The sequence below is a fragment of the Rhodothermales bacterium genome, from assembly GCA_039944855.1.
GTDB lineage: Bacteria > Bacteroidota > Rhodothermia > Rhodothermales > JANQRZ01 > JBBSMX01.
Genome location: JBDUXZ010000026.1, coordinates 1 through 20,980 on the forward strand (window position 1 = coordinate 1; position 20,980 = coordinate 20,980).

The window sequence follows — 20,980 nt, forward strand, 5'->3', positions numbered from 1 at the left end:
GCGTAGTTTGAGCTGAACACGGCCACGCCCTCCGCTTCGAGCCGCTCCCGCACCTTGAAGAACGGCGCGCCCATCGTCACCCCCATCGCCTTCACCTCCTCGCTCCGCGCCACCACGCACCCGTCGTTGTTCGAGAGCACGGCCACGGGCACGCCCGCGAGGTCGGGCCGGAAGAGCCGCTCGCACGCGACGTAGAAGTTCGAGCAGTCGACAAGGCAGAACAGCCGGCGTGGGGCTTTGCTGAGGGCCTCGCCGTCAGTCACGCGGCGGCGGGGGAGGGGAGGGGGCACGAAGGGGGCTGTGGCTGGAGGAGGGGACTGCCCCGAGGAACGGGTGCAGCGGTGTCAGCCCTCCGTCAGCACCAGACGCCCACCCCTGGGAAACCCAGCAAACCCGTCCCGCTCCGAAAGCCGCAGAGTACCCACGCGGTCCCAGCACAGCTCTCACCGCTGCGGCAGATGGCCTCCAATTTCTGCGAATACGATCTCCGTCTGCTCCGGTGGGTGGGGGGCGACGTGGACCGCTTCGAAGGCTTCCCAGTCGTCGTAGATAATGATGCTACTGTGCCCGCCACGGAGGTCGGTACGCCAGCAAACGACCACCTTCCCGTTATGGAACACGACGCCGTCAAGCACGCGTCCCGTTCCGCTAACCCCGGATTCGTCGCTCCGTCGGTAGAGGGTGAAAAGACGCGGTTCGTTCATGAGTGGGTGCTCGAGTTAATGGCGAACGCGGGTGCGTAACCGTTCGTGCTCTTCCGGTAGTCGTACAGTATAAATTCCGGATCGACATCCTTGATGTTGCGGCCAATTTCAATGGCGATGGGAGCAGGGACCGCCGAAAACAGATGCACAGGTCGAGCATGGCCGTGACGACTCCTAATCAAGTCCAGAAGCCGTCTAAACTCATAAGCGAACACGTTGAGCCGAGTTCTAGACCGGAGGAAGTCGCGTCCTGAGACACGCTCTTCTACGACGTCGGTGGCCTCGAGTCGGTATATGATCGGAGCGCCATCGAAGAGTGTCTCCACGAGTTCCGGTCGGACGCGAGCGCTCACCGAGATTATGACTACAAGCGGAGAGTCGTGTTCGTCGTCTCTCCCAGGCCCCGTAAGCTCGTAGAAGACTTCTTCTTCTTCCTCGTCAGCCCAGGACCAAGAACGAGGACCCCGGTGGTGTTGATACAAGTCGACAGATTGAACGTCGCCGATGTAACGACCAAACTGCACAAGGAGAGGAATCGGCGCAATCGCGAACACCGACAAGCTCCGCGGCCGACTCCGTCCAGCCCTCCGGCGCAGCAGATCCCCGGTTTGTTGCTTAAGCGCCTCTCGCATCACTTCGTAGAACCCCGCACTGCTCGATGGAATGCCGATACCGGCCAGGTCGATGTCAAACGGGTGTTCCTCCGCCGGATAGTTCGGAAGGAGAGCGCGGTGCGCCTTCCGCTCGTCGATCGTGAGGTCGCGCCCGTCTACGGGCGCGCGGAAGAACACCACGTGGGACTGCCTGTCGTCCCTCACATCGGTGAGGATGCGGACTCGCTCTTCGTGTTCGCGCTTGAACGTCCTAAGGAGATCCTCATCGTACTTCTCGACGAGGTCGAGGTCGTCGATGAGATCGCCGTGCTTCTTGCAGGTCAGCATGAGGTTGTCGATGTCCGTCGCGAGCTGACCGGAACGGGTAAGATGGCCGCGAGGCCCGTTCGGGCTGTAGGCTACGATGTGAGCGATGGTCCCCAGGTTTGAACGATCCTGCGTCAGGTCGTCGTGGAACACACGCACGTTGCACCCGCGAAACTCACACCGCCCCGACGATCGGGCCCAAAGCTCGAGCTTCGTGCTCAGCTTGATATGAGGCCGACGCTGGCCCTTCTTCCATGACGTATTAGACATCACGCAAAGTTCAGGTGAAGTGGGGTAAGGCATACACTCGTCGATGGCGGGCACCTTCCCAAGCCCGCAGTCGATCTGTGCCAGCGATGAGGAAGAACAACGCCTCTTCGTAGCGGTCGACGGTCAGCTTCCGCCGCCAATCGAGCCGATCTATGAACGAGGGCGACGGGTCGGGCTCGGGGTGCGTGTGCCACTCTCCGAGCCACGCAGAGGTCCCGCCGCTCTCGGACCAGGCGGATTTGATAGCAAGCTGGTGGCCTCTGCGGTGCCGGAAGAACCGCGCACGGGATCGGCGGTCGCCGGCCATCGGTTCGGTCACGGCGTCCACGACGACGTCGGCCGTGCCGGCGATGTAGCGGCCGAGCAAGACGCCCCCCGCCTCCGCCGCGTCGAGGCCGAGCTGGAGGTGACGGCGAATCGCGTACAGCGCCGACGGGCCGAGTTGCACACGTCCGCCTCCCGAGCGCGCGAACACGAGCTTGGTCGCGGTGACCGGCGCGCTCTCCGTCGTGGTCATGGCTCCACCCCGCAGATGGGGCAACGCGAGGACACGTAGGCGCACCGCTGTTCCTCTAACCCTGCGGCGCTCCGGCGGTGACGGGCGGTGACGGAGAACCCGGCCTCCTCGAAAGCCGATGGATCACCCTGCCAGGAGAGCAGCGGGCTCTCGCCTTCCACCCCGGTAAGTGCCCGGACCCCGAGCCTCACCGCTAGGAGTGCCGTCTGGAGGGCGTCTGCCGAGCCGTAAGGCGTGAACAAGCTGCCGCATCCCGAGAGCGCTTTGCCGTACGACCGCCCCGGCGGTGGCGGACCGGCGAAGGCAGCTCGGTTCGAGAGCGGAGCAGCCGAGGGCGCAGGCGGCGTGTACAGGCACTCGAAGCACCCGCGCTCGCCGGGACGCACGAGCAGGGCGTGTCCCCCGATCCCGTAGGGCTCCACCCACGTAAAGACCGTCGGCGGGCCGTGCTTTTCTGACCACAGCCGCTCGTTGAGGTCGAGCTCGACCGTGGGGCTCCCGAGCGCGACGACGACGAGGTCGTAATCAGCGAGCACGACCCGCCCGGACGCGACCGCATCTAGGACGTTTTCTCCGACGGCATCGACGGTGGTGTACGGGAGCTCGCGCTCGATGTGGACGTTCAATCCTATGACTTTCTTGTACCCACAGTAGGTCTTCCCGAGGACGTGGCGGTAGACGTTCTCCTCGCGGAGTACGTCGGGATCGACGAGCGTGAGGTCGAGGACGCCGGCTCGCGCGAGCTGCACGGCGATGTGGCCGCCTACCGCGCCGCACCCCACGACGAGCGCCCGCTTCCGGCTCAGCGCGTCGTCCGCTCCCCCTCGGGGAACGAGATAGGCGCAGTCGCGGCGCAGAACCTGAACGGGACGCACGCCGCTGCATCGTCCGCCGAAGAGCGGGTGGTCGGCCTGGACGCCCGCGAACTCGACACCGAAGAGGGTCGCCCCCCCGGAGGGCCGGGGGAGGGAGAACACCACGAGCTCGGTCTCCTGCGTCGTGCGTCGCCGCATACGCCGCGCGCGCTTCTTGACGTGGGAGAGCCGTCCACCGGGGAGGCTGGCTCCCATGAACGCGCATACCTCTTCGGCCGTCCAGAAAGGGCCGAGCGGAGGCGGAGGAGACGGCGTGGCACCCGCGGCCAGCGGCACGTAGAGCGCACGACGCGTGGGCAGCCCCTCGCCGGATAGCGACTTGTCGTAGCCGGGAAGGTCCGACGCACGTTCGGCGAGGTAGCGGACTTCCACCGGCTCGCCGGCCGTCCCACCTCGCCACGTCACCACGGCGAGGTCTGTGACACGGCCGGGCGGATCGACCACGCAGCGCACTGAGTCCCCGCCGGCCCGCGCCCAGTGCGCCTCCCACTCTTCGGCGAAGTCGGCTCGGTTCCGACCGCTGGCTCCGTCCGCGAGCAGGTCGAGCCCGCGGCGGAGCGCCTCGATCGCGAGGGCCGCCGGCCGCCGTCGGTCGAGGATGATCCCTTCGCTGTCTTGGTAGCAGATCAGTCCGACCCCGCTCTCTTCGTCTACGGGGTCTACGTGCGGGATGTGACCGAAGGCGTCCCACGGATAGAGCAGGAGTCGGGGCAGCGCGAGCGGGAACCGCGCCTCGAGCATGATCCCCACTCGCGCCTCCCGGCCACCGACGGTGACACGGCCGACGAGGTCGCCCGCGAGAATGCCACCGGTGCCGTCCGGCCGCAACGGCGACCGGAGCAGCCCGCTGGCAGCGACGTCCTGGAGGACGCGCTCGCGCTCGTCGGAAGTGAGGGGTCCGGGCACGGGCCTCCTAGGCCGCGTTGCTGGAGGAGGAGATGGGCGAGACCGTCGCCCGCGCCGTGGACTTCTTCTCCGGCACGGGGAAATCGTCGCCGAACTCCTTGCGGAGCCGCTTGCAGGCGTCCACCGGATCCACCTCGTCCCGCGCGTACTCCAGCGCGTCGCGGAGCTTCTCGAGCTTCTCCTCGAACGCCCCCATCTGCACGTTCGTCATCTTGGCGAAGAGGTCGGAGTACGGAGAGGTCGGGAGCTCGACGGCGAGCCGCCGCGCGAAGGCGCCCTCGTGATACGTCGACGTAAACCGCCCCAGCATCCCCTTCACCAGGCCGAGGAGGGCAGCGAGATCGTCGGGCTCGTCCTTCCCGTTCGCGTACTCGTCGACGTACTCGTTCGTGAGCCAGTGGTAGGCGGCCACCGTCAGCCCGATCCCGTTGGGGGCCGCGTTCCCGTCTGACGAGAACTTGTGGTCCTTCCACCGCTTGAGGTAACGGACCTCGCGCCGGAACTGCTTCCGGTCCTCCCCTCCGAACCGCTCGAAGATCTCGTCGGAGAGCCCCTTCGGGTCGGACGCCTCCCACCCCTTGTTCTCCTCGGACGATCCGAGCCGGCCCACGGCGAGTTGATCCCCGATGAACCAGTTCGCCCCGGCTTCGGAGTAGACCGCGATGTCGACGTGGTAGACGCGCTCGTTCGCCTTGTGGTACCACACCGTCACGCACGGTTGGCGGACCTCGACGTTCTTCGTGTGGCCGTCGAGCGCCTCGTGCACCCGTTTCTTCAGCGTGACGGGGTCGACGTCGGACACGGAGAGGGAGAAGTACAGCCCCTGGTCGATGTCGAAGTCACCCGAGAGCGGTTTCGTCCCCGTCCCCATCTCGTACGACCCCTGGTCGCGCCAGGTCCACGTCGGCACCTCCTCACCGTACTTCTCGAAGACCGCCGGGAGGTTGTCGTCGAGCTTCTTCCGGACGATATCGCGCTTATCGCGAAGGACCTGCTCGTCCTCGAACCGCTTCTGCTTGATAGCGTCGTGGAACTGGGTGAACTGCTTCTGTACGTCGGCCATGTCTGGGTGATAGGGTTTACAAGAAAGAAGAGGGGGCGACGGCTTTGTGCCGTCGCCCCCGTGGATCAGCCGCGAGGCGGGTGCGGGTCGTTCCCGTACGAGTTCGACTCGCGGATCTGACCGTTCCGACCATGGATGCGGTGCTCCGCGCCCGCAGCACGGGCCTGAGAACGACCGGCTTCCGCGGCGGCGGCCTGCGTGCGGTGCGTGCTCGTGACTTGGCCGTTCGCGGTGTTCGTCCATCCCGCGCCGTTCTTGTTCGGCGTGGTGTGGACGCTGGAGGGCGTGTGTTTGGGCATATGAGTAGTAGTAGGTCTGGGCGGGTGAGTCGAAGGCAACCCCGTGCTGGAGCCGCATGGGCGTCTGGCGCTCCCGCAAGTAGAATGCCAATATAGTCACTAGTGCCACACTGTCCTACGTGTCGCACGCGGGCCATTGTACGATGTGCGGCGATATGCTTACCTTCACCCTACTCCCCTCCACTGTCGCCTATCTGTCATGCCGCACGAGATCGACACCGCCAGATTGGCCGCCGCGATCCGCGACCGTCGCAAAGACCAGAACCTCGGCGTCCGCGCCGCCTCGTCTGAGATCGGCGGCGTCAGCTCCTCGACCCTCTCGCGCGTTGAGAAAGGGAACCTCCCCGACCTCGACACCTACCTCCGACTGTGCCGCTGGCTCGGTCGACCTGCGACGTATTTCGCACGGGACCCCGGTGGCGTGGCAGCGCAGGAGACTCGGTTGCCGGACGATGTCATCGTTCAACTCCGGGCCGACCGCACCCTCGACGAGCGCACCCGCGACGCCCTCGTCACGATGATCCGCACGGCGTATGCAGCGGCAAAGCGCGGGGACATCGAGGACGAGTCCGTTTATGAGTAGGCCCCGAGAAGCGATCTACCGATAAGCAGCAGGACGATGAAGCGAGGGTTCAAATCGAAAGCGGAACGACGGGCGATCAAACTCCGGCTCGATCTCCAGCTCCAGGACACCGATCCCCTTCCAGCGCGGCGACTCGCCGGGCACCTCGGCTATCAGGTGGTACGGCCGGGCGGAGTAGGGGGGCTTCTCCAGAGCGCAGCGGACTGGTTGAGTTGCTGCGAGTGCGGCTGGTCGGCCCTCGTGCTCTCGGGCGACGGCGTACGCCTCATCGCCTATAACCCGGCGCATAGTCCAGCCCGCCAGGAGAGCAGCCTCATGCACGAGATGGCCCACCTCCTCTGCGAACACCCCAGCACCGCGTTCGACTTGGGCGGAGGGCTGGCCCTTCGCCAGTTCGTCGAGGATCACGAAGAAGAGGCCGCCTGGCTGGGGGGGTGCCTTCAGCTCCCACGCCCGGCCCTGGCTCATCACGTGTACAGACGGCGCACGCCGGAGCAGGTCGCCGAGCATTTCACGGCCAGCCTCGACATGGTCCGCTACCGCTACAGCATAACCGGACTCGCGAGGCAATTGGGGCGTCGGGGATGGACGTGAGCCTACGACTCGCGCCGTACCCTGAGCACTGGCCGGGAGGATAGGCCCCCGTATTCGAAGCCCAGCGCATCCCCCTACGCCACGTACAGCCCTGCCTCGGCCCGCACGAGCCCCAGCTCCGCCAGCGTCTCCAGCACCGGGGTCACGGTCTTAGGCCCGGCCCCCCGGAACCGCGCCGCTACGCTCCCGGCGTCGGCCGACCCCAGCGCGGCCACCGCCTGGCGGACCGCCACCGTCTGCGCTGCCATCCCCGACGGCCACGGCCGCGGCTCGGCCGCCTCGGGTTCCGGTGCCACCGTCGCCGGCAGCGCGAGCCCCGCCTGGCTCGTCGCGTCGGGGTCCTGGAACGCCGGCCGGAGGTACCGCACGACGCCCTGACGCTCCTCCTCGCGACGCTCGGCGTTGAGGGCCACGAGCCGGTCCAGTACGGCCCCCTCGAACGTCTTCGCCTCGGCGTCGAGGTCGCTCCACCCGTATGCCTCCAGGACCACCCGGTCGAGTTGGCGGTGGAGGTCGAGGAGCGTGTGGGCGAGCCCGGCGTCGGCCGCTCGCTGCTCCGTCTCATCCAACGCGCGGCCCGCGCGGAGCGCCTCGACGGCGTTGTAGAGGTCGGTCAGCCCGAGCGTCGGGTGCGCCGCCTGGCGCGCCTTTCGGTGTGCGTCGATGGCATCGCCCAGCCGCCGGATCTCGGCCTCCTGCGCCTCGGTCGGGACGGGGAAGGGGAAGGTCTCGAAGCACTTGCCCTTGTTATAAACCGGATCGTTCCCGACGCCGAGCCGCCCACCCGCTGCGAGCGCCCACATACCATGGACTCGGCTCGACACGACCCCGAGGTGGTAGGCGTCGTCGATGGCGACGGCGACCAGTTTGTGCTCAGGGAGGATCTCCACGTCGAGGAACGAGAACACCCGATGCTTCGCCGTCTCCGGCGTTGCGATGAACCGGCCGAGCCCTTCGAGCGCCGCGCGGAGGTTCTCATTCGTCCGACCGTGGAGCCACCACCGCTCCCGGCGCTGCTTGTCTCGGTTGCCGTCTCGCTGGGGCTTCACCTCTCGGACGACGTGCTCGTAGATCTCGGGGAAGCTCTCGCGCGCCTCGTCGGCCTCATATCCGTAGAGGTCGATGACGTACCTGTCGCGCGCGGGCTTAGCGAGGTCCTTACCGTTCAGGGTTGGTCGGACAACTTGCTCAGTTCCAGGGACGCTGCCAAGGCCGAGCAATCTGGCCTCCTTGGGTGAGACGAGGAAGCCGCGGCCAGCGAGCATCATCCCGAAGCTCGCTAGCCCCTCGTTCGCCTCCAGCTTCTCCGCCTGCGTCACGTCGGCGCCGATGCTCAGGTCCGCGTTGATCTCGCCCACGGCCTCCGCCAGCTCGACGTCGGGCACCCCGTCGGCCGTCGGCGTCTCGCTTGCCACCGTCGCCAGCCGCCCGGCCCCGGGGTCGAACTCCGCCGCCCGCACGCCGACCGTCACGGCCATCCGGACGTCGGCCCCGTCGTCCACCCACGGGTGATTCGGGATCGCGAACGACAGCGCCAGCGGGTTCTCATCGGCGTCCAGGTGCCGCTCGACGATGCGCCGGTTGAACGTCTGCGTGACCGAGCTCGTCGTGATGAGCCCGAACCGCCGGACGCGCCCGGCGCGCACGGCCTCGGCCGCCCGCTCCCACCAGTACATCACGAGGTCGACCGACCCCGGCACCTCGGGGTACGCCGTCGCCAGCCGGTCGAGCGTCTCCTGGCCCAGCGACTCCCGCATCGGCTGGCCCTTCCCGACGAACGGGGGGTTGCCCACGATGAAGTCGGCCTCGGGCCATGCCGCCCGGCCCCCGTCGGCGTCCAAGAGCGCGTCCCGGTGCTCGACCTGGCCGTACCCCTTCAGGACCGGCTCCGGCAACGGCTGCGCGTCCCCGTGCGTCCTCACGTGCCACTGGAGGTACCCGATCCACAGCACGAGGTCGGCGACCGCCGCCGCCCGCGCCCCGAGCTCGATCCCGAGCATCTGGTGCGGCGTGACGGCCACGCCCTCGAGCTCCAGGCGCTCCGTCTGCCCGAACCGCCGGAGCGCCGCCCGGACCTCGCCCTCCAGCGCCTTGAGCCCCGCGAACGTGACGTAGAGGAAGTTGCCCGACCCGCACGCCGGGTCCAGCACCCTCACCCTCGCGAGCCGACTCAAGAACCCCGAGATCAGGTCGCGCGCCTCCGCCCGCTTCGCCCGCACCGCCTGCGGCTTCGTCGCCTCCTCGGCCTCGGCTTCGGCCGCCCGCGCCGCCGCCCGCACGCCCTCCCACTCCTCGCGGAGCGGCTCGATCACGGCCGGCCCGATCACGCGCTCGACGTAGGCCCGCGGCGTGAAGTGGGCCCCCATATGCCGCCGCTTCTTCGGGTCGAGCGCCCGCTCGACGAGCGTCCCGAAGATGGCCGGCTCGACCTCGCGCCAGTCCATGGACGCCGCCTCCAGCAGACCGTCGAGTTGGTCCCGGTCCAGCGCCGGCGCCCACCGGTCGCGGAACAGGACGCCGTCGAACTCGGGGACCGTCACGTCGACGCCCATCACGAACCCGCCCTCGTCCATCGCTCGGAAGAACAACGACAGCGCGCTCGGGAGCACGTCGAGACGGTCGCGGTAGGCCTCCAAGAGACGGCTGAAGGCCCGGTCCGGAAGCAGCTCGGCGTCCTCGGCGAACATGCAGAACAGGCACCGCGTGAGGAACCCGGCCGTCCGCTCCGCTTGCTGCTCGTCGTCGGGTGCGTCGGCGTCGAGCGATGCCGCGAGCTCGGCTAGCCGCTCGGCCAGCCGCTGCGTCACGGCCGCCTGGCGCCGGGCGGGGTCGAGCCCGTACGGGTCCTCGAACACGAGCCGGAGCCGCTCGCGGACCGCCGGGTCGCAGAGGTCGTCGAGCCTCACCCGGTACGCCTCGGCGCTCGGGAACGGGGCGTAGAGCCGGCCGGTCCCGCCGAAGTCGGCGTAGAGGTCGACGCAGTACCCGACGTCGACGACGGCGAGAAACGGGGGCACCGGTTCGGCCGGCTCCAGGTTGCGGGCGTACCGGGCCGCCTGGTTCTTCGCCGCCTCCATCGTGGCTTCCCAGGCCCCCGTCCCGCGGACCCCGTGCCCCTTCCGCTGGCGCTTACCCTGAGCGGCCCGCTCGGCATCGACCCCCTGCTTCGTCTCGAGCACCACGGCCCCGCGCTTGTAGAGGTCGGCGAACCCGACCGACTCCTTCGGCCCGTCGTGGAACCGAACCGGCCGCTCGAACACGTACGCGTCCCGCCTCACGTCGCCCGTCGAGGCCCCCGGCGGAGAGGCCCCGACGAGCACGGCGAGCTCGGTGAGGAACGACTGCGCGTTCGACCGCTCGGACGCCTGGGCGGCCTCCCACTTCTCGATGAAGGATTCGATGTCCGGCTCGCTGGCAGGGGAGGGCATTCGTGCTACTACCGAGGGCTAAGGGAGGGCAACTTCTAAGGTAACCCTCGTTACTTCGCGGTGGGGCACGATGCCCTTGCCCCGCCCGCCATGCCACCTCGCAGCCGGCCCACCGCGGCCGCTCCCCACGTCGGACGCTCGACGCTACGACGTGCGGGGGAGGATCAGATGTATATTCCCCGAAACGGAACCAAAACGGTGACCCCCATGGCCTCCCTCACCCTCAAAGGCATCCCCGACGACGTGATGACGCGCCTCCGCGAGCGGGCCGAGGCGGAACGGCGCAGCCTCAACCAGCAGGCGATCCGGCTCTTGGAGACGGCGCTCGACGAGGCGCGCCCGAGCTTCCTCGAAGCGCACGAGGCCTTCCTCAAGAAGCACGGCCCCCCACCCTTCGACGACGACTTCTTCGAGGGGCTGCGAAGCCGGGAGACCGGACGGCCCTCCCCTTTCGAGGACTTCGAGGACGCGGAGGACGGGGCGTGATCCGGTACCTCCTCGACACCAACATCCTCTCGGAACTGGTTCGTCCACAGCCAGACCCCCGCGTGCAGGAACGCTACCGCGTCCACGAACAGGAGGGGGCCATCGCGAGCGCCGTCTGGCACGAGCTCCTCTACGGCGTGGAGCGGCTTGCACCGGGTCGGCGGCGCGATGCGCTGGCGCGCTACATGACCGAGGTGGTTCAGGCGTCGCTGCCCGTGCTGCCCTACGATGCGGAGGCGGCGCAGTGGCACGCTCGCCAGCGCGCACGCCTCGAAGCACAAGGGAAGCCGCGCCCCGCACTCGACGGCATGATCGCGGCCGTGGCCGCCTCGCGCGGCCTCATCCTCGTCACCCGCAACACCGGCGACTTCGCGGGCTACGACGGCCTCCACGTCGAGAACTGGTTCGAGGGCGGCGATGGCTGACGAGCGCATACGGGTTTTCATCAGCCACAGCAGCCGTGTCCGAGCGTCGCTCGCGCCGCTGGTCGATCCGTCGGCGTACGCCCTCCAGAGCCCCACGCGGCGCCATGAACGCGGGGGGATGGCCGCGTTGTCCCGCCACCACCCGCAGCCGCTCACGCTGGGCTCTCTCGCCGACGGAGTCATCGCCGAGCGGTCGGGCTTCTCGAGAAGGAGGGGGGAGACATGAGCGACGCGAAACCCAGAGTGTTCGTGAGCTCGGTTATGGCGGACTTCGAACCCTTCCGAGAGGCCGCACGGGCAGGCACCACGGCAGGGGGCGGCGAGCCCATCATGGCTGAGGACTGGTCCTCGCAGGGCGTCTCCTCCCGAACGGCGTGCCTCGACCTGGTCGCCTCCTCCGACGCGCTCCTCCTGATCGTCGGCGAGCGGGGAGGGGGGCCGGCCACGTATAGGCTGCTCGTCGTGGAGGAGGAACTACGGGCGGCGCGTCATCGGAAGCTACTCGTCCGCGTGTTTTCGTGCAGGAGAGGGTAGAGCGCGACGAAGTTCTCCGGCCGGTTGGCCCGCTTGTACCCGCTCTTGTGGTGGACCTCGTAGCCCCGTCGGATCGCCCCGCCATCTTCTTCTCGGCTACGCGCCGGTGCGTTAGCCGCCAACGGCCCTCGCCCTCGTCCCAGTATTCGGCGTACCCGCTGGCATTCATGCATGTTTTGAGGGGCTTGGGTCGACGGCTCATGGTGCAGGCAGGTGGGGGAGGGGCACCCTCCCTATCAGGCCTTCGCGGCACCCGGTTAACCCGCGACCGATACGAGAGACGGCTCTGTAAAAGCAGGGTTGCACGGCTGCGGCTGGAGCGTGTCGGGAATTCTGAACTTGACATGGATGTCATTATATCGTATAATTGAACATAGAGTCAACTTTAACCCCGTGATCCCTCCCTTCGACGACCGTGGACTTCTCCCGCCTGGCGACCACCCGGCCACCTTCGTGGACCTCCGCGCCTCCCCGCTCGTCTGGGGCCCACCGGCCCGACCGGCCGAGTGGGACGACGACTGGCGGAACCACCTCGTCGACCAAGCCGAGATCCTCGTCCGCCAGCTCTGGACCGCCGGCATCACGGAGGTCTTCCTCGACGGCTCGTTCACCGAAGACAAACCGCACCCCAACGACATCGACGGCTACTTCGTCTGCGACGTCCGCCGCGTCGCCACCGGCGAGCTCCAGCGCGAGCTCAACGCGCTCGACCCCCACGGCGTCTGGACGTGGGACCCCGCCACGCGCCGCCCCTACCGGGGATACACCAAACGTCAGCTCCCCATGTGGCACGCCTACCGCGTCGAGTTCTACCCCCACTACAGCGAGTTCCAACAGTCCGGGATTACCAACAGATTCGGCCACCCGAAGACCTTCCCGGCCGCGTTCCGCGAGCGACGCCTGACCGACGAGGAGAAGGGGATCGTCCGCCTCCTCCCCGATTGATCGCCCCCGAGCGAGCCCGCGACACGCTCCGCCTCCCTGACACGATCACTCCAACACCGCAGCGCCATGATCCGCACCGACACCGAGTACCGCCGGGCGCTCCAGCGCCTGAAAGAGGAGACCGAGACGATCCGCGCTCAGCGCGACCACCTCGCCGGCCTCGGCCTCTCCGACGACGAGGTCGAGCGCGCGATGCAGCCGATGCTCTCGTTCCACGCCCAGCTCGAAGAGGAGGTGGACGCCTACGACAAGATGAAGAGGGGGGACCTCGGCCCGCTCCAGTCGCTCACGGCCATCGGCCGCTGGCTCGTGGGGGCCCGCATCGCCCGGGGCCTCACCCAGGCCGACCTCGCCGAGCGCCTCGGCGTCGACCCCTCCCAGGTCTCGCGCGACGAGCGGAACGACTACCGCGCCGTCACCGTCGAGCGCGCGCAGCGGATCATGGAGGCCCTCGGCGTCCGGTTCACCGCCCGCGCCGAGAGCCTCCTCGCGTCGGACGACACCCCGGCGGAGTACGCATAGCCCGAGTGCAGGCATGAGGGAGGACGACTCGTCAGACGTACGTCCCCCACGGGGGGACCCCCGCCGCCAGGCAACCGGGGCTGTCAAGGGGTTCGACTATCAGATCTGGCAGTCGGTCGATCTGTGGACCTCGCTGAGGGGTGACGAGGCGCTCTTCCTGGAGGCAGCGGAAGACGTGGACCGCGTGTCATCGGGGAGCGCCGAGACTGGGCAGGTGAAGGCGCTTGCTCGCCCCCTCACTCTACGGTCTGAGGCCGTGCAGTCGGCTCTGCGCCACTTCTGGACCCACCGCGAGGCGAACCGGGATCTCACCGTCACCTACGCGCTCATCACGACGGCCAGGAGGGGAAACGAGGACGGCAGGCCTTTCGGAGACCGGGCAGGACTCGACGTATGGGACGAGGGTCGGTCGCCCCTGTGCGACCTCTCCGACCTGCGGGCCTTCCTGGGGGAGCTCGATCTGGGTAGGGACCTCGGGGAGTTTCTCCGGTCCGCGACCGACGACGAGGTGCGTTCCGAGCTCGTCCGGCGGGTCCGGTGGGTCACCGACGAGCCGGAACGGTGGGGGATCCGCGACCGCGTAGAGCGGCGGGTCGTTCTCCACGGGGACCGGCTGGGGCTCAGTCCAGGTCAGAGCAAGCCCGCCGTGGATGCCCTCTATACCCGCGCCTGGGACGTCGTGACGTCGGAGGGGGATCGCCGCCTCGACCGGAGATCGTTCCTCGAGACGTTCGAGGAGGCGACGGCCGTGCTCACGCCGAGGTCGGTCCTCGCGGCCCCGGGTGGGGGGAGCGGGGCACTGGCTGCACGCGTGGAGCGAGTCCTTAGCGATTCCGCAACGGTCCTGGTCCGCACCCCAGTGGCTCGGGCGGGCCTCGTTCATGACGTCCGTCGGCAGCTCGCAGGCTCTGAGATCCTCGCCCTCACGGGGTCCTCCGGCATGGGAAAGTCCACCCTCGCCGCACTCGTCGCCGAGGCTGGAGGGGCATGGGTCCGGCTCGACCTGAGGGGAAAGGGGGAGGCGGACGCGGCGGACCTCTTCGACCTCGCCATGCTCGCAGTCGAGCAGCTCCCGGAAGGCTGCGCCGTGGTCGTAGACGATATGCCCGCGGCTGATGCAGGTCGCCTCGATCGGCCTTTGACCGGGCTCGTCCGTGCCGTTCAGAGGAGGGGAGGGCGGGTCCTCGTCACGTCGCAGACACCCATTCCCGACGCGGTCCTCGCGGCTGTAGGGAAGAGCAGCGCTCAAGCACACGTCGAGGTCCCCCCCCTCTCTGCCGACGAGCTGCGGGAGCTGTGTGCCGCTCACGGATGCCCGGACGATCGTGCGGGACAGTGGGCTCGGGTCATCGAGATCCAAACCAGTGGGCACCCGCAACTCGCCGCCGCCCACGCGCGCAACCTCGCCGAACGAGGGTGGGGGCGCGTCGCCGCCGCCGACCTCTTCGGGACACCGCCGCCCATCGAGCGGGTCAAGAGGGAAGCGCGGCGTCGCCTCGTCGCCCAACTCGACCAGCTCGACGCAGCCGCTCTCGCGTACCGCCTCAGCGTCTACGTCGGACCGTTCACGAGGGCGCAGGCCCTCCGCTTCGCCGGGACCACACCCGCAATCCCCATGGCGGGCGCGGCCCTCGACATCCTGACGGGGCCGTGGCTGGAACGTGTGGACGACGAACACCTCCGAGTCTCGCCGCTCCTAGGGAAGAGCTACGCAAGCCAGTTCGACTCCGCTACCGTGAAGCGGCTCCAGCACGCCGCTGCCCTCTCGTTCCTCGAACCGACGCTCACTCCCCGGGCCCTGAACGGGCTCCTCTTGCACGGGCTTGCAGGGGAGTGCGACGAGGCGCTCATCGCGGCTTTCCAATCCGTAACGCACCTCGATGAGGACGCGTTCGGGGCCCTGGCTGAGTGGATCTCCTGGCTGGCCTACGCAGCTACGGATGGCGAGCCAAGACCGCTCTACCCCCCTGATCCTCTCGTCAGCCTCTTCCTCCGACAACTCCAGGTCCGGGTGTCGCTCGCACTCGGGAAAGAGGACGCGGCTGTCGCGGCTATCCAGGCTGCGCTGCTGGAGTTGGACGCGGCCGGAACGGTCGGCGTCGCGCTCACTTCCGAGATGCTCCGATATCAGTTCGCGTCCCAGGCCGTGCTCGCCGTCGAAGGCCCCGAGCACCTCCCCTTCATTCTCCGGCAAGCCGCGACGGTCGCCCGGATCGCGGAAGATGGTCTGCTCCGGGAGATGGAAGCCGCTGCCGAGCGTGCGGGGCTCTTGTCTCCACCGTTTGACGAGAACGCCGAGATAGGCTCGCTGGACGATGTCGTCGGGCCTACGATGAGCGTGCTGGCCGTCCGCATCCGGACGGCGAAACACCTAGATCTTTTGCTGGACGCCGTCGAACAGGAGCCCGTGCTCGAACGGACCCTCGCCCCCCTCTTTAGAGACGATGTACCCGCATCGGCTGCGGTCACCGATGGCACTTGGCTTTCCGCATCGCGCGAAGACGAAGCCGGTGGCGAAGTGGATTGGGACGCTGTGGTTGCGACCCTTCAAAGGACCATCGGATACGCTAGGGCTCAAGGGTTCAGCGCGCTCGGTACGTGCGCTCGGCGTTCGCTGGCAACGGTGCTTCGGGAATACCTCCACGACCGTGACGCGGCGCTCGCTGTCCTCGATGGAGGCGACTCCGGGCGCCCCGAGCTGGAGGAGTACAGAGCGAAAATGCTTGTGCTCGACGGAGAGCACGAAGCCGCTCTCGATGTGTACCGCCGGGTCCTACCCCGATGGGCATCGGGCATCGGGCGGGCGAACACGATGCGAGCATACGCCTATCAGGATGCCGTCCGCTCGGCCGGGATGGTCGGACGATGGGAGGAGGCCGCTCGCCTGGCTGAGCGGGGGGCGGCCGTCGCGGACGAAGAACTCGCTGGCATCTCGTCGCCGCTTCCGACCGGATACAGGGCGGATCGGGCCTTTGCCTTGTACAGAGCCGGTCGGTACTCCGAATCGATCGCAGCGTTTACGCAGGTTTTAGAAGCACTCGACGACGCTCCGGCGCAACAGGGTTTCGGTGTGCTCCGAGGGAGGGTCGGTCACACGCTCGTTCTAATCGAGCAGGAGCTGACCCACCAGCCTGCGCCGGAGGGGTATGCCGCTCCGTATGTCGGGGTGTTCAGCCGGCCCGAACCCGACCATGCCGACTTTGAAGCCCCCGCTTCCCCGGTCTTGGTATGGGGAAGGCTTGCTCACATCGAGGATCTCGTTGGAGTCGAGGTAGGGGTCACCGAGAAATTCCTCTTGATGTCCGAGGGAAAGGAGGACCGTCTGGTAGCTCACGACCGGGCTCAGAGAATCACGGTGGCTGCGATTAAGTCGGGAGATCCGGACCTCATCGGGACGATCCACGAGTCGTTCAGGCGCGCTGCGCTCGGCGCTGGGCGTCCGGAGAACGAGGCGGACCGGTTCCGTTATGAGGTGGCGCGAACCGCCTTCGGCCTCGCGAGCATTGCAGCGGCGGCCGAGCGACGCCTTCACGCGCTCCCTGTTGCCGCTTGGGTGGAGGACGCGCTGAGTCGGCTCGGTCCTGCAGATGAAGGCACACGCGCTGTCCGGCGGTGGGAGGAAACCGCGCGTCTCGCGTCGAGCCTTGAGCGGGGGGACCGCCGCGCAGCCCCGCTGCTCCGGCAGCGGATGGTTAACGACGGAGAAGACGCGGCCAATCGAGCGACAGCGGCAGCAGCTCTCGCATTGCACTCCGAGGATCCTGACACCCGCTTCTATGCGAAGACGACGGTTCTACAGTTTGCCCTGATCCAAGTGTTCAGCGAGGAGTTCGGTCCTAGTGTCGCGGCGATCGTCACAGGGGATCGTTGCCACGGGTATCGAGGGGCGGCTCAGTCGCTGCTCTCCATGGAAACACGTGTAAGGTTATCGGAGGGCGTTCGTGGGCTGCTAGCGGACATCGCTCGAAGGGCGAGCATCCATGAACACATCGAGTCGTAGCTGCTCGTCGCGCTCGAGACCCCCGTATGCTCCGCCGAATCGGTCGTCCTCGAACAGGCTGATGAGCCCGCTCGTACGGTGCACCTACTTGGCCCTGGAGGACGCTGGACAGCGGAGGAGCTCGCCTAAGAGGCCCGTCGGTGCGCGACTCCTCATCGGAGCGCCCCATCAAAGACGAAGATGAGTTCGGAGACGAAGTTGAGTGGGGCTTTGGCACGGCGAGAGGGCAGGAGGCCGAGGTTGTCGTAGGCACCTACGGGCGGAGCCTGACAGGGGTGTCACCACGCTTGTATTTCTCGCAACGCACGGCGAGGTTCGAATTGACCGACCGCCGCGTGATCTTGCAGAATGCCCCCTGATCCGAGAAGCTGTCCCAACTCACCGCGCCGTATCGACACAGGAAGCAGTTGCGGACGGGGAACCCCTTCTCCTGCGCCTCCGCCAACAGGTCGACGTACACCGAACCGGCACGATCCAGCGTCAGACCGTACTCCTCTACGTGCCGCGGCTCGAACAATCGCGCGTAGGTGATCTTCTTCCCGAGCCGCTTGCGCCACACGACGAGCTCGGGCAACGTCTCCTGCTTCAGGATACTCTTCCCGCTCTCGTACACGATGAGTGCGAAGAACACCCGGGAGCCGCACGCGCACTCGGCATCGACGACCTCGGCGGGCTGAGGAGCGAACCCTACGAAGCGGGCCTCCTTTTCGCTCAGGTGCCGCGCGCGGATGCGCACGATGTCCTCCTCGCGCTCGACCGGGATCTCGATGATCCGCTCGCCCGACGCCTGCTTCGGCTCCGAGAGGAAGTGCGTCACGGCGATCTCGACGTAGAGCTTCCGCTCCGGATCGTCCTGGCTAAAGAGGAGGAGGTCGGGGACGAACGCCCCGTCCCGCTTCTCCATCCGTACGCCGTTGTAGTACCGCGTGAGATCGAACGTCCGCTCTGCCGTCCCGTGATCGCACCGCCTCCGCAGCAACGACCGAAACTTGGTGCAGACGCGCGGGTGCGTGAGCGTGATCGAGAACGGGTCGCCCGACGCCAGGCACGCGAGGTACGTCTCACGGAAGACCTCCTTCCCGAGCCGGTGGAGGTACGTCTCCGGCGCGCAGGTCGTCCCCGGCTTGTGCGCGAAGTGCTTCGCCTTCTTTTTCCCGAGAACCTTCGCGACGAGCTCGGCCTCGCACCCCAGACACCGGAACGGCTCCGCCCACGCCTCCCGCTCCGCCAAGAGCACCTCAGCGCTGACGACGGCATCCGCGGCATCGCGCGCGTAGAGGTACTGGACAGACCGTGGTGACATCGCAGAGGCTTTGGGTTGAGCGAGGTATCGACGTAGCGAAGGGCACACTAAAAGGTCCAGGCGTTGCGTCGAGGGAATGACGCCTACTGAGCGAGCCCTATGGGCAGGCATGTTACCTTGGTATAAATGACCATATGCCAGCAAGTTGGCACCCAGGTACCCTAAGTACCACCGAGCCCTTGCACGTGCCCCTCCGCTTCGTCCTTTCTGAAGCCAGAGAGATGCAGCGCCGTCACCTACGTACTCACGCCCCCGTGACGCTATGGACACGCAGCCCGCGCAGCCTCTCCCGGTCCTGCTGGCAACCGACCCGCTCGCCGCCGACCCGTTCACGGGCGACTTCGCCCTCTGCCTCTCCGGGGGCGGCTACCGCGCCGCCGCCTTCCACCTCGGCGTGCTCGACGTGCTCACCCGCCTCGGCCTCGCCGATCGCATCCGCACGCTCTCGACCATCTCGGGCGGGACGATCATCGGGGCGGCCTACGCGCTGAGCCGGACGCGGGATGAGCCCTTCGACGTGTTCTATGCCCGGTCCTACGAGGCGCTCCGGACCCGCAACGTCGTAGCGGAGGCCTTCGACCGGCTCCACGAAGCTCCGGCCGGACTCGAGGAGGGAGAGGGTCGAGGCCACCCCGTCCCGAGCCTCATCCGCGCCGCCGCCACCGTCTACGCCGACAGCGACTTCGTAGGTGACGCCACGCTCGGGGACCTGGCGGGCAGCCCGAAGACGCCCGACGAGCTCATCTTTAGCGCGACGGAGTTCCGGGGCGGCCGGGCCTTCCGCTTCCAGACCAGCCGACGAGCGCCGGGCTACGTGGGCAGCAGCGGCGACCTAAGGATCCCCGACCCGCTGTGGCGGCAGATCCGCCTCGCGGACGTCGTCGCGGCGTCGTCCTGCTTCCCCATCGCGTTCGAGCCGATCCTCTTCCCGGACGACTTCGCATGGACGGAGCCGCTGCCGGCCGTGCGCGATGCGCTCGGCGACGGCTACCGGACGCCGCTCCCGCTCATGGACGGCGGGGTCTACGACAACCAGGGCGTCGACGGCATCACCACCGTGTACAGGCGGAGCGGCGTAGAACTCGGCTGGCTCCTAGTCTCCGACAGCAGCCCCGAGCGCGGGTCCGAGGCGTTCTACACCCCCCAGGCGGAGGCCGAGAAGTCAGGGGGCCTCCCGCTCAAAGCGGTGCCTCGTCTCGCTGTGGCCCTGCTCGTGGTCGCCGTGCTGTCGATCGGGAGCCTCGGGGTGGACCTCGTGCGCGAGGTGCAAGCACGCGGGATAGCGTGGGGCCACGACCTCCTGGTCTACGGCGTCCCCATCGCGCTCGCGCTCGGGACGGCGCTCCTCGTGGTCTTCGCAGGGCTCAAGGCCCAGGACCTCATGCGCTACGCGCGCAACGAGACCGGCGTGGACCCGTGGCCCACGCTCCGCGAGGTGAGCGTCCGGGACCTTGTACACCTCGTGCGCAGCCGCCTGGGCTCGTTCACGGCGCTCACGGCGAACGTCTTCATGAAGCGCATCCGCGGCCTCATCCAGGCCGTCCTCTCCCAGGGCGAAGGGTACAAGGACAGGGTGGCGTTCAACCTCATCTACGACCTCGGCCGCAACCGCCCCACCCTCTACGGCGACCACCCGGAGCTCGAACCGACCGCGGCGCTCGTCGCGCTGGCACGGCGGTCCAACGCCCTCGGGACGACGCTCTGGTTCGACCGCGAAGACGACCTCCGCGACCTCGTCGCGTGCGGGCAGGCCACCGCCTGCTTCACGGTCCTGGAGTTCCTCGCGGAGACCTACGGCTACGGGCCCTCACTCAGCGACAGGGCCTCCAGCGATGCGGACGAAGAGCACGTCGAGGCGAAGCGCGTCCTTACCGCGGCCGAACCCCTCTGGGCACGCCTCAAGGACGATCCCATGGCACTGCTGCGCGAGAGAGGGGAGGGGCGCGGTCCCGCAAAACCCATCGACCGATAGACCCCCAACACCCCATGTATAGACCCCGCCTTACCGCGCTCGTCCTCGCGGCGCTCGTGCTCGCCGCTCCCGCCTCCCGAGCGCAGTCCGACCTCCCCGACGACACCGCGCTCATCCGCGTGCTGGACGTCGGGCAGGCCCTCTCTGTTATCGCCGCGCTCCCGGGCGACTACTACGTCGTCTTCGACGCGGGCGACGACCTCCCGGGCAACCCGGTCCTCGACGGCGTCCGCGAGATCGTCCCCGACGGCGAGGAGATCGACCTCCTCGTCATCAGCCACCCCGACTTCGACCACCTCAACGACGCCCTCTCCCTCCTCGACGCCTACCGGGGCCGCGTCCGACGCGTCGTGCGGACGGGGTTCTCGGAGGGGGCGAGCAAGACGTGGCGGGCCCTCGACTCGACGATCACCGCGCGCGCCCTGGCGGGGGAGTTCAAGGAGGTCAACCTCCAGCACACCGAGCTTCCCCCGGGGGCCACCTACCGCTACGACGAGTCGTTCGTCACCTTCCTCGTCGGCGCCCCCGAGCCGCCGCCTGACTGGGGGCTCACGAGCACGAGCGAGCAGAAGAACGCGGTGAGCCTCGCCGCTCGGATCTCGTACCGGGGCGGCTCCGTCCTCATCGCCGGCGA

The 20,980-nt window shown here is 68.0% G+C and carries 19 protein-coding genes; 9 read left to right on the forward strand and 10 right to left on the reverse strand.

Annotated features, from left to right (window positions below; all coding sequences use genetic code 11):
* From ABJF88_14140 to ABJF88_14170, 7 genes are all read right to left on the reverse strand, one after another.
* Positions 1-224: hypothetical protein (locus tag ABJF88_14140; GenBank protein MEP0548071.1), on the reverse strand; the 224-nt coding region annotated here is incomplete at its 3' end.
* Positions 225-443: 219 nt separating this feature from the next.
* Positions 444-704 (reverse strand): hypothetical protein, encoded by a 261-nt coding sequence (locus ABJF88_14145; GenBank protein ID MEP0548072.1) that lies wholly within the window; start codon positions 702-704, stop codon positions 444-446.
* Positions 701-1,645 (reverse strand): SAVED domain-containing protein, encoded by a 945-nt coding sequence (locus ABJF88_14150; GenBank protein ID MEP0548073.1) that lies wholly within the window; start codon positions 1,643-1,645, stop codon positions 701-703. The genes ABJF88_14145 and ABJF88_14150 overlap by 4 nt, the downstream gene beginning before the upstream one ends.
* A 259-nt stretch (positions 1,646-1,904) precedes the next feature.
* Positions 1,905-2,411 (reverse strand): Mov34/MPN/PAD-1 family protein, encoded by a 507-nt coding sequence (locus tag ABJF88_14155; protein MEP0548074.1) that lies wholly within the window; start codon positions 2,409-2,411, stop codon positions 1,905-1,907.
* Entirely contained in the window at positions 2,408-4,192 is a 1,785-nt protein-coding gene (locus ABJF88_14160; GenBank protein MEP0548075.1) for a ThiF family adenylyltransferase, read from the reverse strand. The genes ABJF88_14155 and ABJF88_14160 overlap by 4 nt, the downstream gene beginning before the upstream one ends.
* Positions 4,193-4,199: 7 nt before the next feature.
* Positions 4,200-5,255, reverse strand: coding sequence for a cyclic GMP-AMP synthase DncV-like nucleotidyltransferase (locus ABJF88_14165; GenBank protein MEP0548076.1), 1,056 nt, complete (start codon positions 5,253-5,255; stop codon positions 4,200-4,202).
* Positions 5,256-5,320: 65 nt separating this feature from the next.
* A complete protein-coding gene (locus ABJF88_14170) occupies positions 5,321-5,554 on the reverse strand; it encodes a DUF2188 domain-containing protein (GenBank protein ID MEP0548077.1) in 234 nt (77 codons plus the stop codon).
* A gap of 199 nt (positions 5,555-5,753) precedes the next feature.
* Here ABJF88_14170 and ABJF88_14175 point away from each other — a divergent pair, with 199 nt between their 5' ends.
* Positions 5,754-6,137: a helix-turn-helix transcriptional regulator gene (locus tag ABJF88_14175; protein MEP0548078.1), complete on the forward strand. Its 384-nt coding sequence runs from the start codon at positions 5,754-5,756 to the stop codon at positions 6,135-6,137.
* Positions 6,138-6,152: 15 nt separating this feature from the next.
* Here ABJF88_14175 and ABJF88_14180 read toward each other — a convergent pair whose 3' ends face one another.
* Together ABJF88_14180 and ABJF88_14185 are read right to left on the reverse strand one after the other, a co-directional pair.
* Complete coding sequence (locus ABJF88_14180; GenBank protein MEP0548079.1) at positions 6,153-6,647, reverse strand: hypothetical protein; 495 nt, start codon at positions 6,645-6,647, stop codon at positions 6,153-6,155.
* A 158-nt stretch (positions 6,648-6,805) separates the two neighbouring features.
* A complete protein-coding gene (locus tag ABJF88_14185) occupies positions 6,806-10,159 on the reverse strand; it encodes a DNA methyltransferase (protein MEP0548080.1) in 3,354 nt (1,117 codons plus the stop codon).
* A 207-nt stretch (positions 10,160-10,366) separates the two neighbouring features.
* Between ABJF88_14185 and ABJF88_14190 the strand changes: the two genes are divergently transcribed.
* The 6 genes from ABJF88_14190 to ABJF88_14215 all read left to right on the forward strand — a co-directional run bounded on the left by ABJF88_14190 (position 10,367) and on the right by ABJF88_14215 (position 17,071).
* Entirely contained in the window at positions 10,367-10,645 is a 279-nt protein-coding gene (locus ABJF88_14190) for a hypothetical protein (protein MEP0548081.1), read from the forward strand.
* Complete coding sequence (locus tag ABJF88_14195; GenBank protein MEP0548082.1) at positions 10,642-11,070, forward strand: type II toxin-antitoxin system VapC family toxin; 429 nt, start codon at positions 10,642-10,644, stop codon at positions 11,068-11,070. Before ABJF88_14190 ends, ABJF88_14195 begins: the two co-directional genes overlap by 4 nt.
* Positions 11,071-11,292: 222 nt before the next feature.
* Complete coding sequence (locus ABJF88_14200) at positions 11,293-11,604, forward strand: DUF4062 domain-containing protein (GenBank protein MEP0548083.1); 312 nt, start codon at positions 11,293-11,295, stop codon at positions 11,602-11,604.
* A 393-nt stretch (positions 11,605-11,997) separates the two neighbouring features.
* Positions 11,998-12,549 (forward strand): hypothetical protein, encoded by a 552-nt coding sequence (locus ABJF88_14205; GenBank protein MEP0548084.1) that lies wholly within the window; start codon positions 11,998-12,000, stop codon positions 12,547-12,549.
* A 66-nt stretch (positions 12,550-12,615) separates the two neighbouring features.
* The gene (locus ABJF88_14210; protein ID MEP0548085.1) at positions 12,616-13,071 is read left to right on the forward strand and encodes a helix-turn-helix transcriptional regulator; all 456 of its coding nucleotides are present in this window, start codon (positions 12,616-12,618) and stop codon (positions 13,069-13,071) included.
* 13 nt (positions 13,072-13,084) lie between these two features.
* Positions 13,085-17,071 carry a hypothetical protein gene (locus tag ABJF88_14215; protein ID MEP0548086.1) on the forward strand — a complete coding sequence of 1,329 codons (3,987 nt, stop codon included), beginning with the start codon at positions 13,085-13,087 and terminating at the stop codon, positions 17,069-17,071.
* A 253-nt stretch (positions 17,072-17,324) separates the two neighbouring features.
* On the opposite strand, the gene ABJF88_14220 is transcribed toward ABJF88_14215, so the two are convergent.
* Positions 17,325-18,374 carry a competence protein CoiA family protein gene (locus ABJF88_14220; protein ID MEP0548087.1) on the reverse strand — a complete coding sequence of 350 codons (1,050 nt, stop codon included), beginning with the start codon at positions 18,372-18,374 and terminating at the stop codon, positions 17,325-17,327.
* A gap of 262 nt (positions 18,375-18,636) precedes the next feature.
* On the opposite strand from ABJF88_14220, the gene ABJF88_14225 reads away from it, so the two are divergent.
* Positions 18,637-20,346: a patatin-like phospholipase family protein gene (locus ABJF88_14225; protein MEP0548088.1), complete on the forward strand. Its 1,710-nt coding sequence runs from the start codon at positions 18,637-18,639 to the stop codon at positions 20,344-20,346.
* Positions 20,347-20,360: 14 nt separating this feature from the next.
* On the forward strand, positions 20,361-20,980 hold a 620-nt coding region (locus ABJF88_14230; GenBank protein ID MEP0548089.1), incomplete at its 3' end, for an MBL fold metallo-hydrolase.

Bases quoted from the DNA above. Each gene is read 5' to 3' on its own strand.
- ABJF88_14145 (MEP0548072.1), bottom strand. From the start codon at position 704: ATGAACGAACCGCGTCTTTTCACCCTCTACCGACGGAGCGACGAATCC.
- ABJF88_14150 (MEP0548073.1), bottom strand. From the start codon at position 1,645: ATGCTGACCTGCAAGAAGCACGGCGATCTCATCGACGACCTCGACCTC.
- ABJF88_14155 (MEP0548074.1), bottom strand. From the start codon at position 2,411: ATGACCACGACGGAGAGCGCGCCGGTCACCGCGACCAAGCTCGTGTTC.
- ABJF88_14165 (MEP0548076.1), bottom strand. From the start codon at position 5,255: ATGGCCGACGTACAGAAGCAGTTCACCCAGTTCCACGACGCTATCAAG.
- ABJF88_14170 (MEP0548077.1), bottom strand. From the start codon at position 5,554: ATGCCCAAACACACGCCCTCCAGCGTCCACACCACGCCGAACAAGAAC.
- ABJF88_14175 (MEP0548078.1), top strand. From the start codon at position 5,754: ATGCCGCACGAGATCGACACCGCCAGATTGGCCGCCGCGATCCGCGAC.
- ABJF88_14180 (MEP0548079.1), bottom strand. From the start codon at position 6,647: ATGCTCGGCGACCTGCTCCGGCGTGCGCCGTCTGTACACGTGATGAGC.
- ABJF88_14185 (MEP0548080.1), bottom strand. From the start codon at position 10,159: ATGCCCTCCCCTGCCAGCGAGCCGGACATCGAATCCTTCATCGAGAAG.
- ABJF88_14190 (MEP0548081.1), top strand. From the start codon at position 10,367: ATGGCCTCCCTCACCCTCAAAGGCATCCCCGACGACGTGATGACGCGC.
- ABJF88_14200 (MEP0548083.1), top strand. From the start codon at position 11,293: ATGAGCGACGCGAAACCCAGAGTGTTCGTGAGCTCGGTTATGGCGGAC.
- ABJF88_14210 (MEP0548085.1), top strand. From the start codon at position 12,616: ATGATCCGCACCGACACCGAGTACCGCCGGGCGCTCCAGCGCCTGAAA.
- ABJF88_14215 (MEP0548086.1), top strand. From the start codon at position 13,085: ATGAGGGAGGACGACTCGTCAGACGTACGTCCCCCACGGGGGGACCCC.
- ABJF88_14220 (MEP0548087.1), bottom strand. From the start codon at position 18,374: ATGTCACCACGGTCTGTCCAGTACCTCTACGCGCGCGATGCCGCGGAT.
- ABJF88_14225 (MEP0548088.1), top strand. From the start codon at position 18,637: ATGGACACGCAGCCCGCGCAGCCTCTCCCGGTCCTGCTGGCAACCGAC.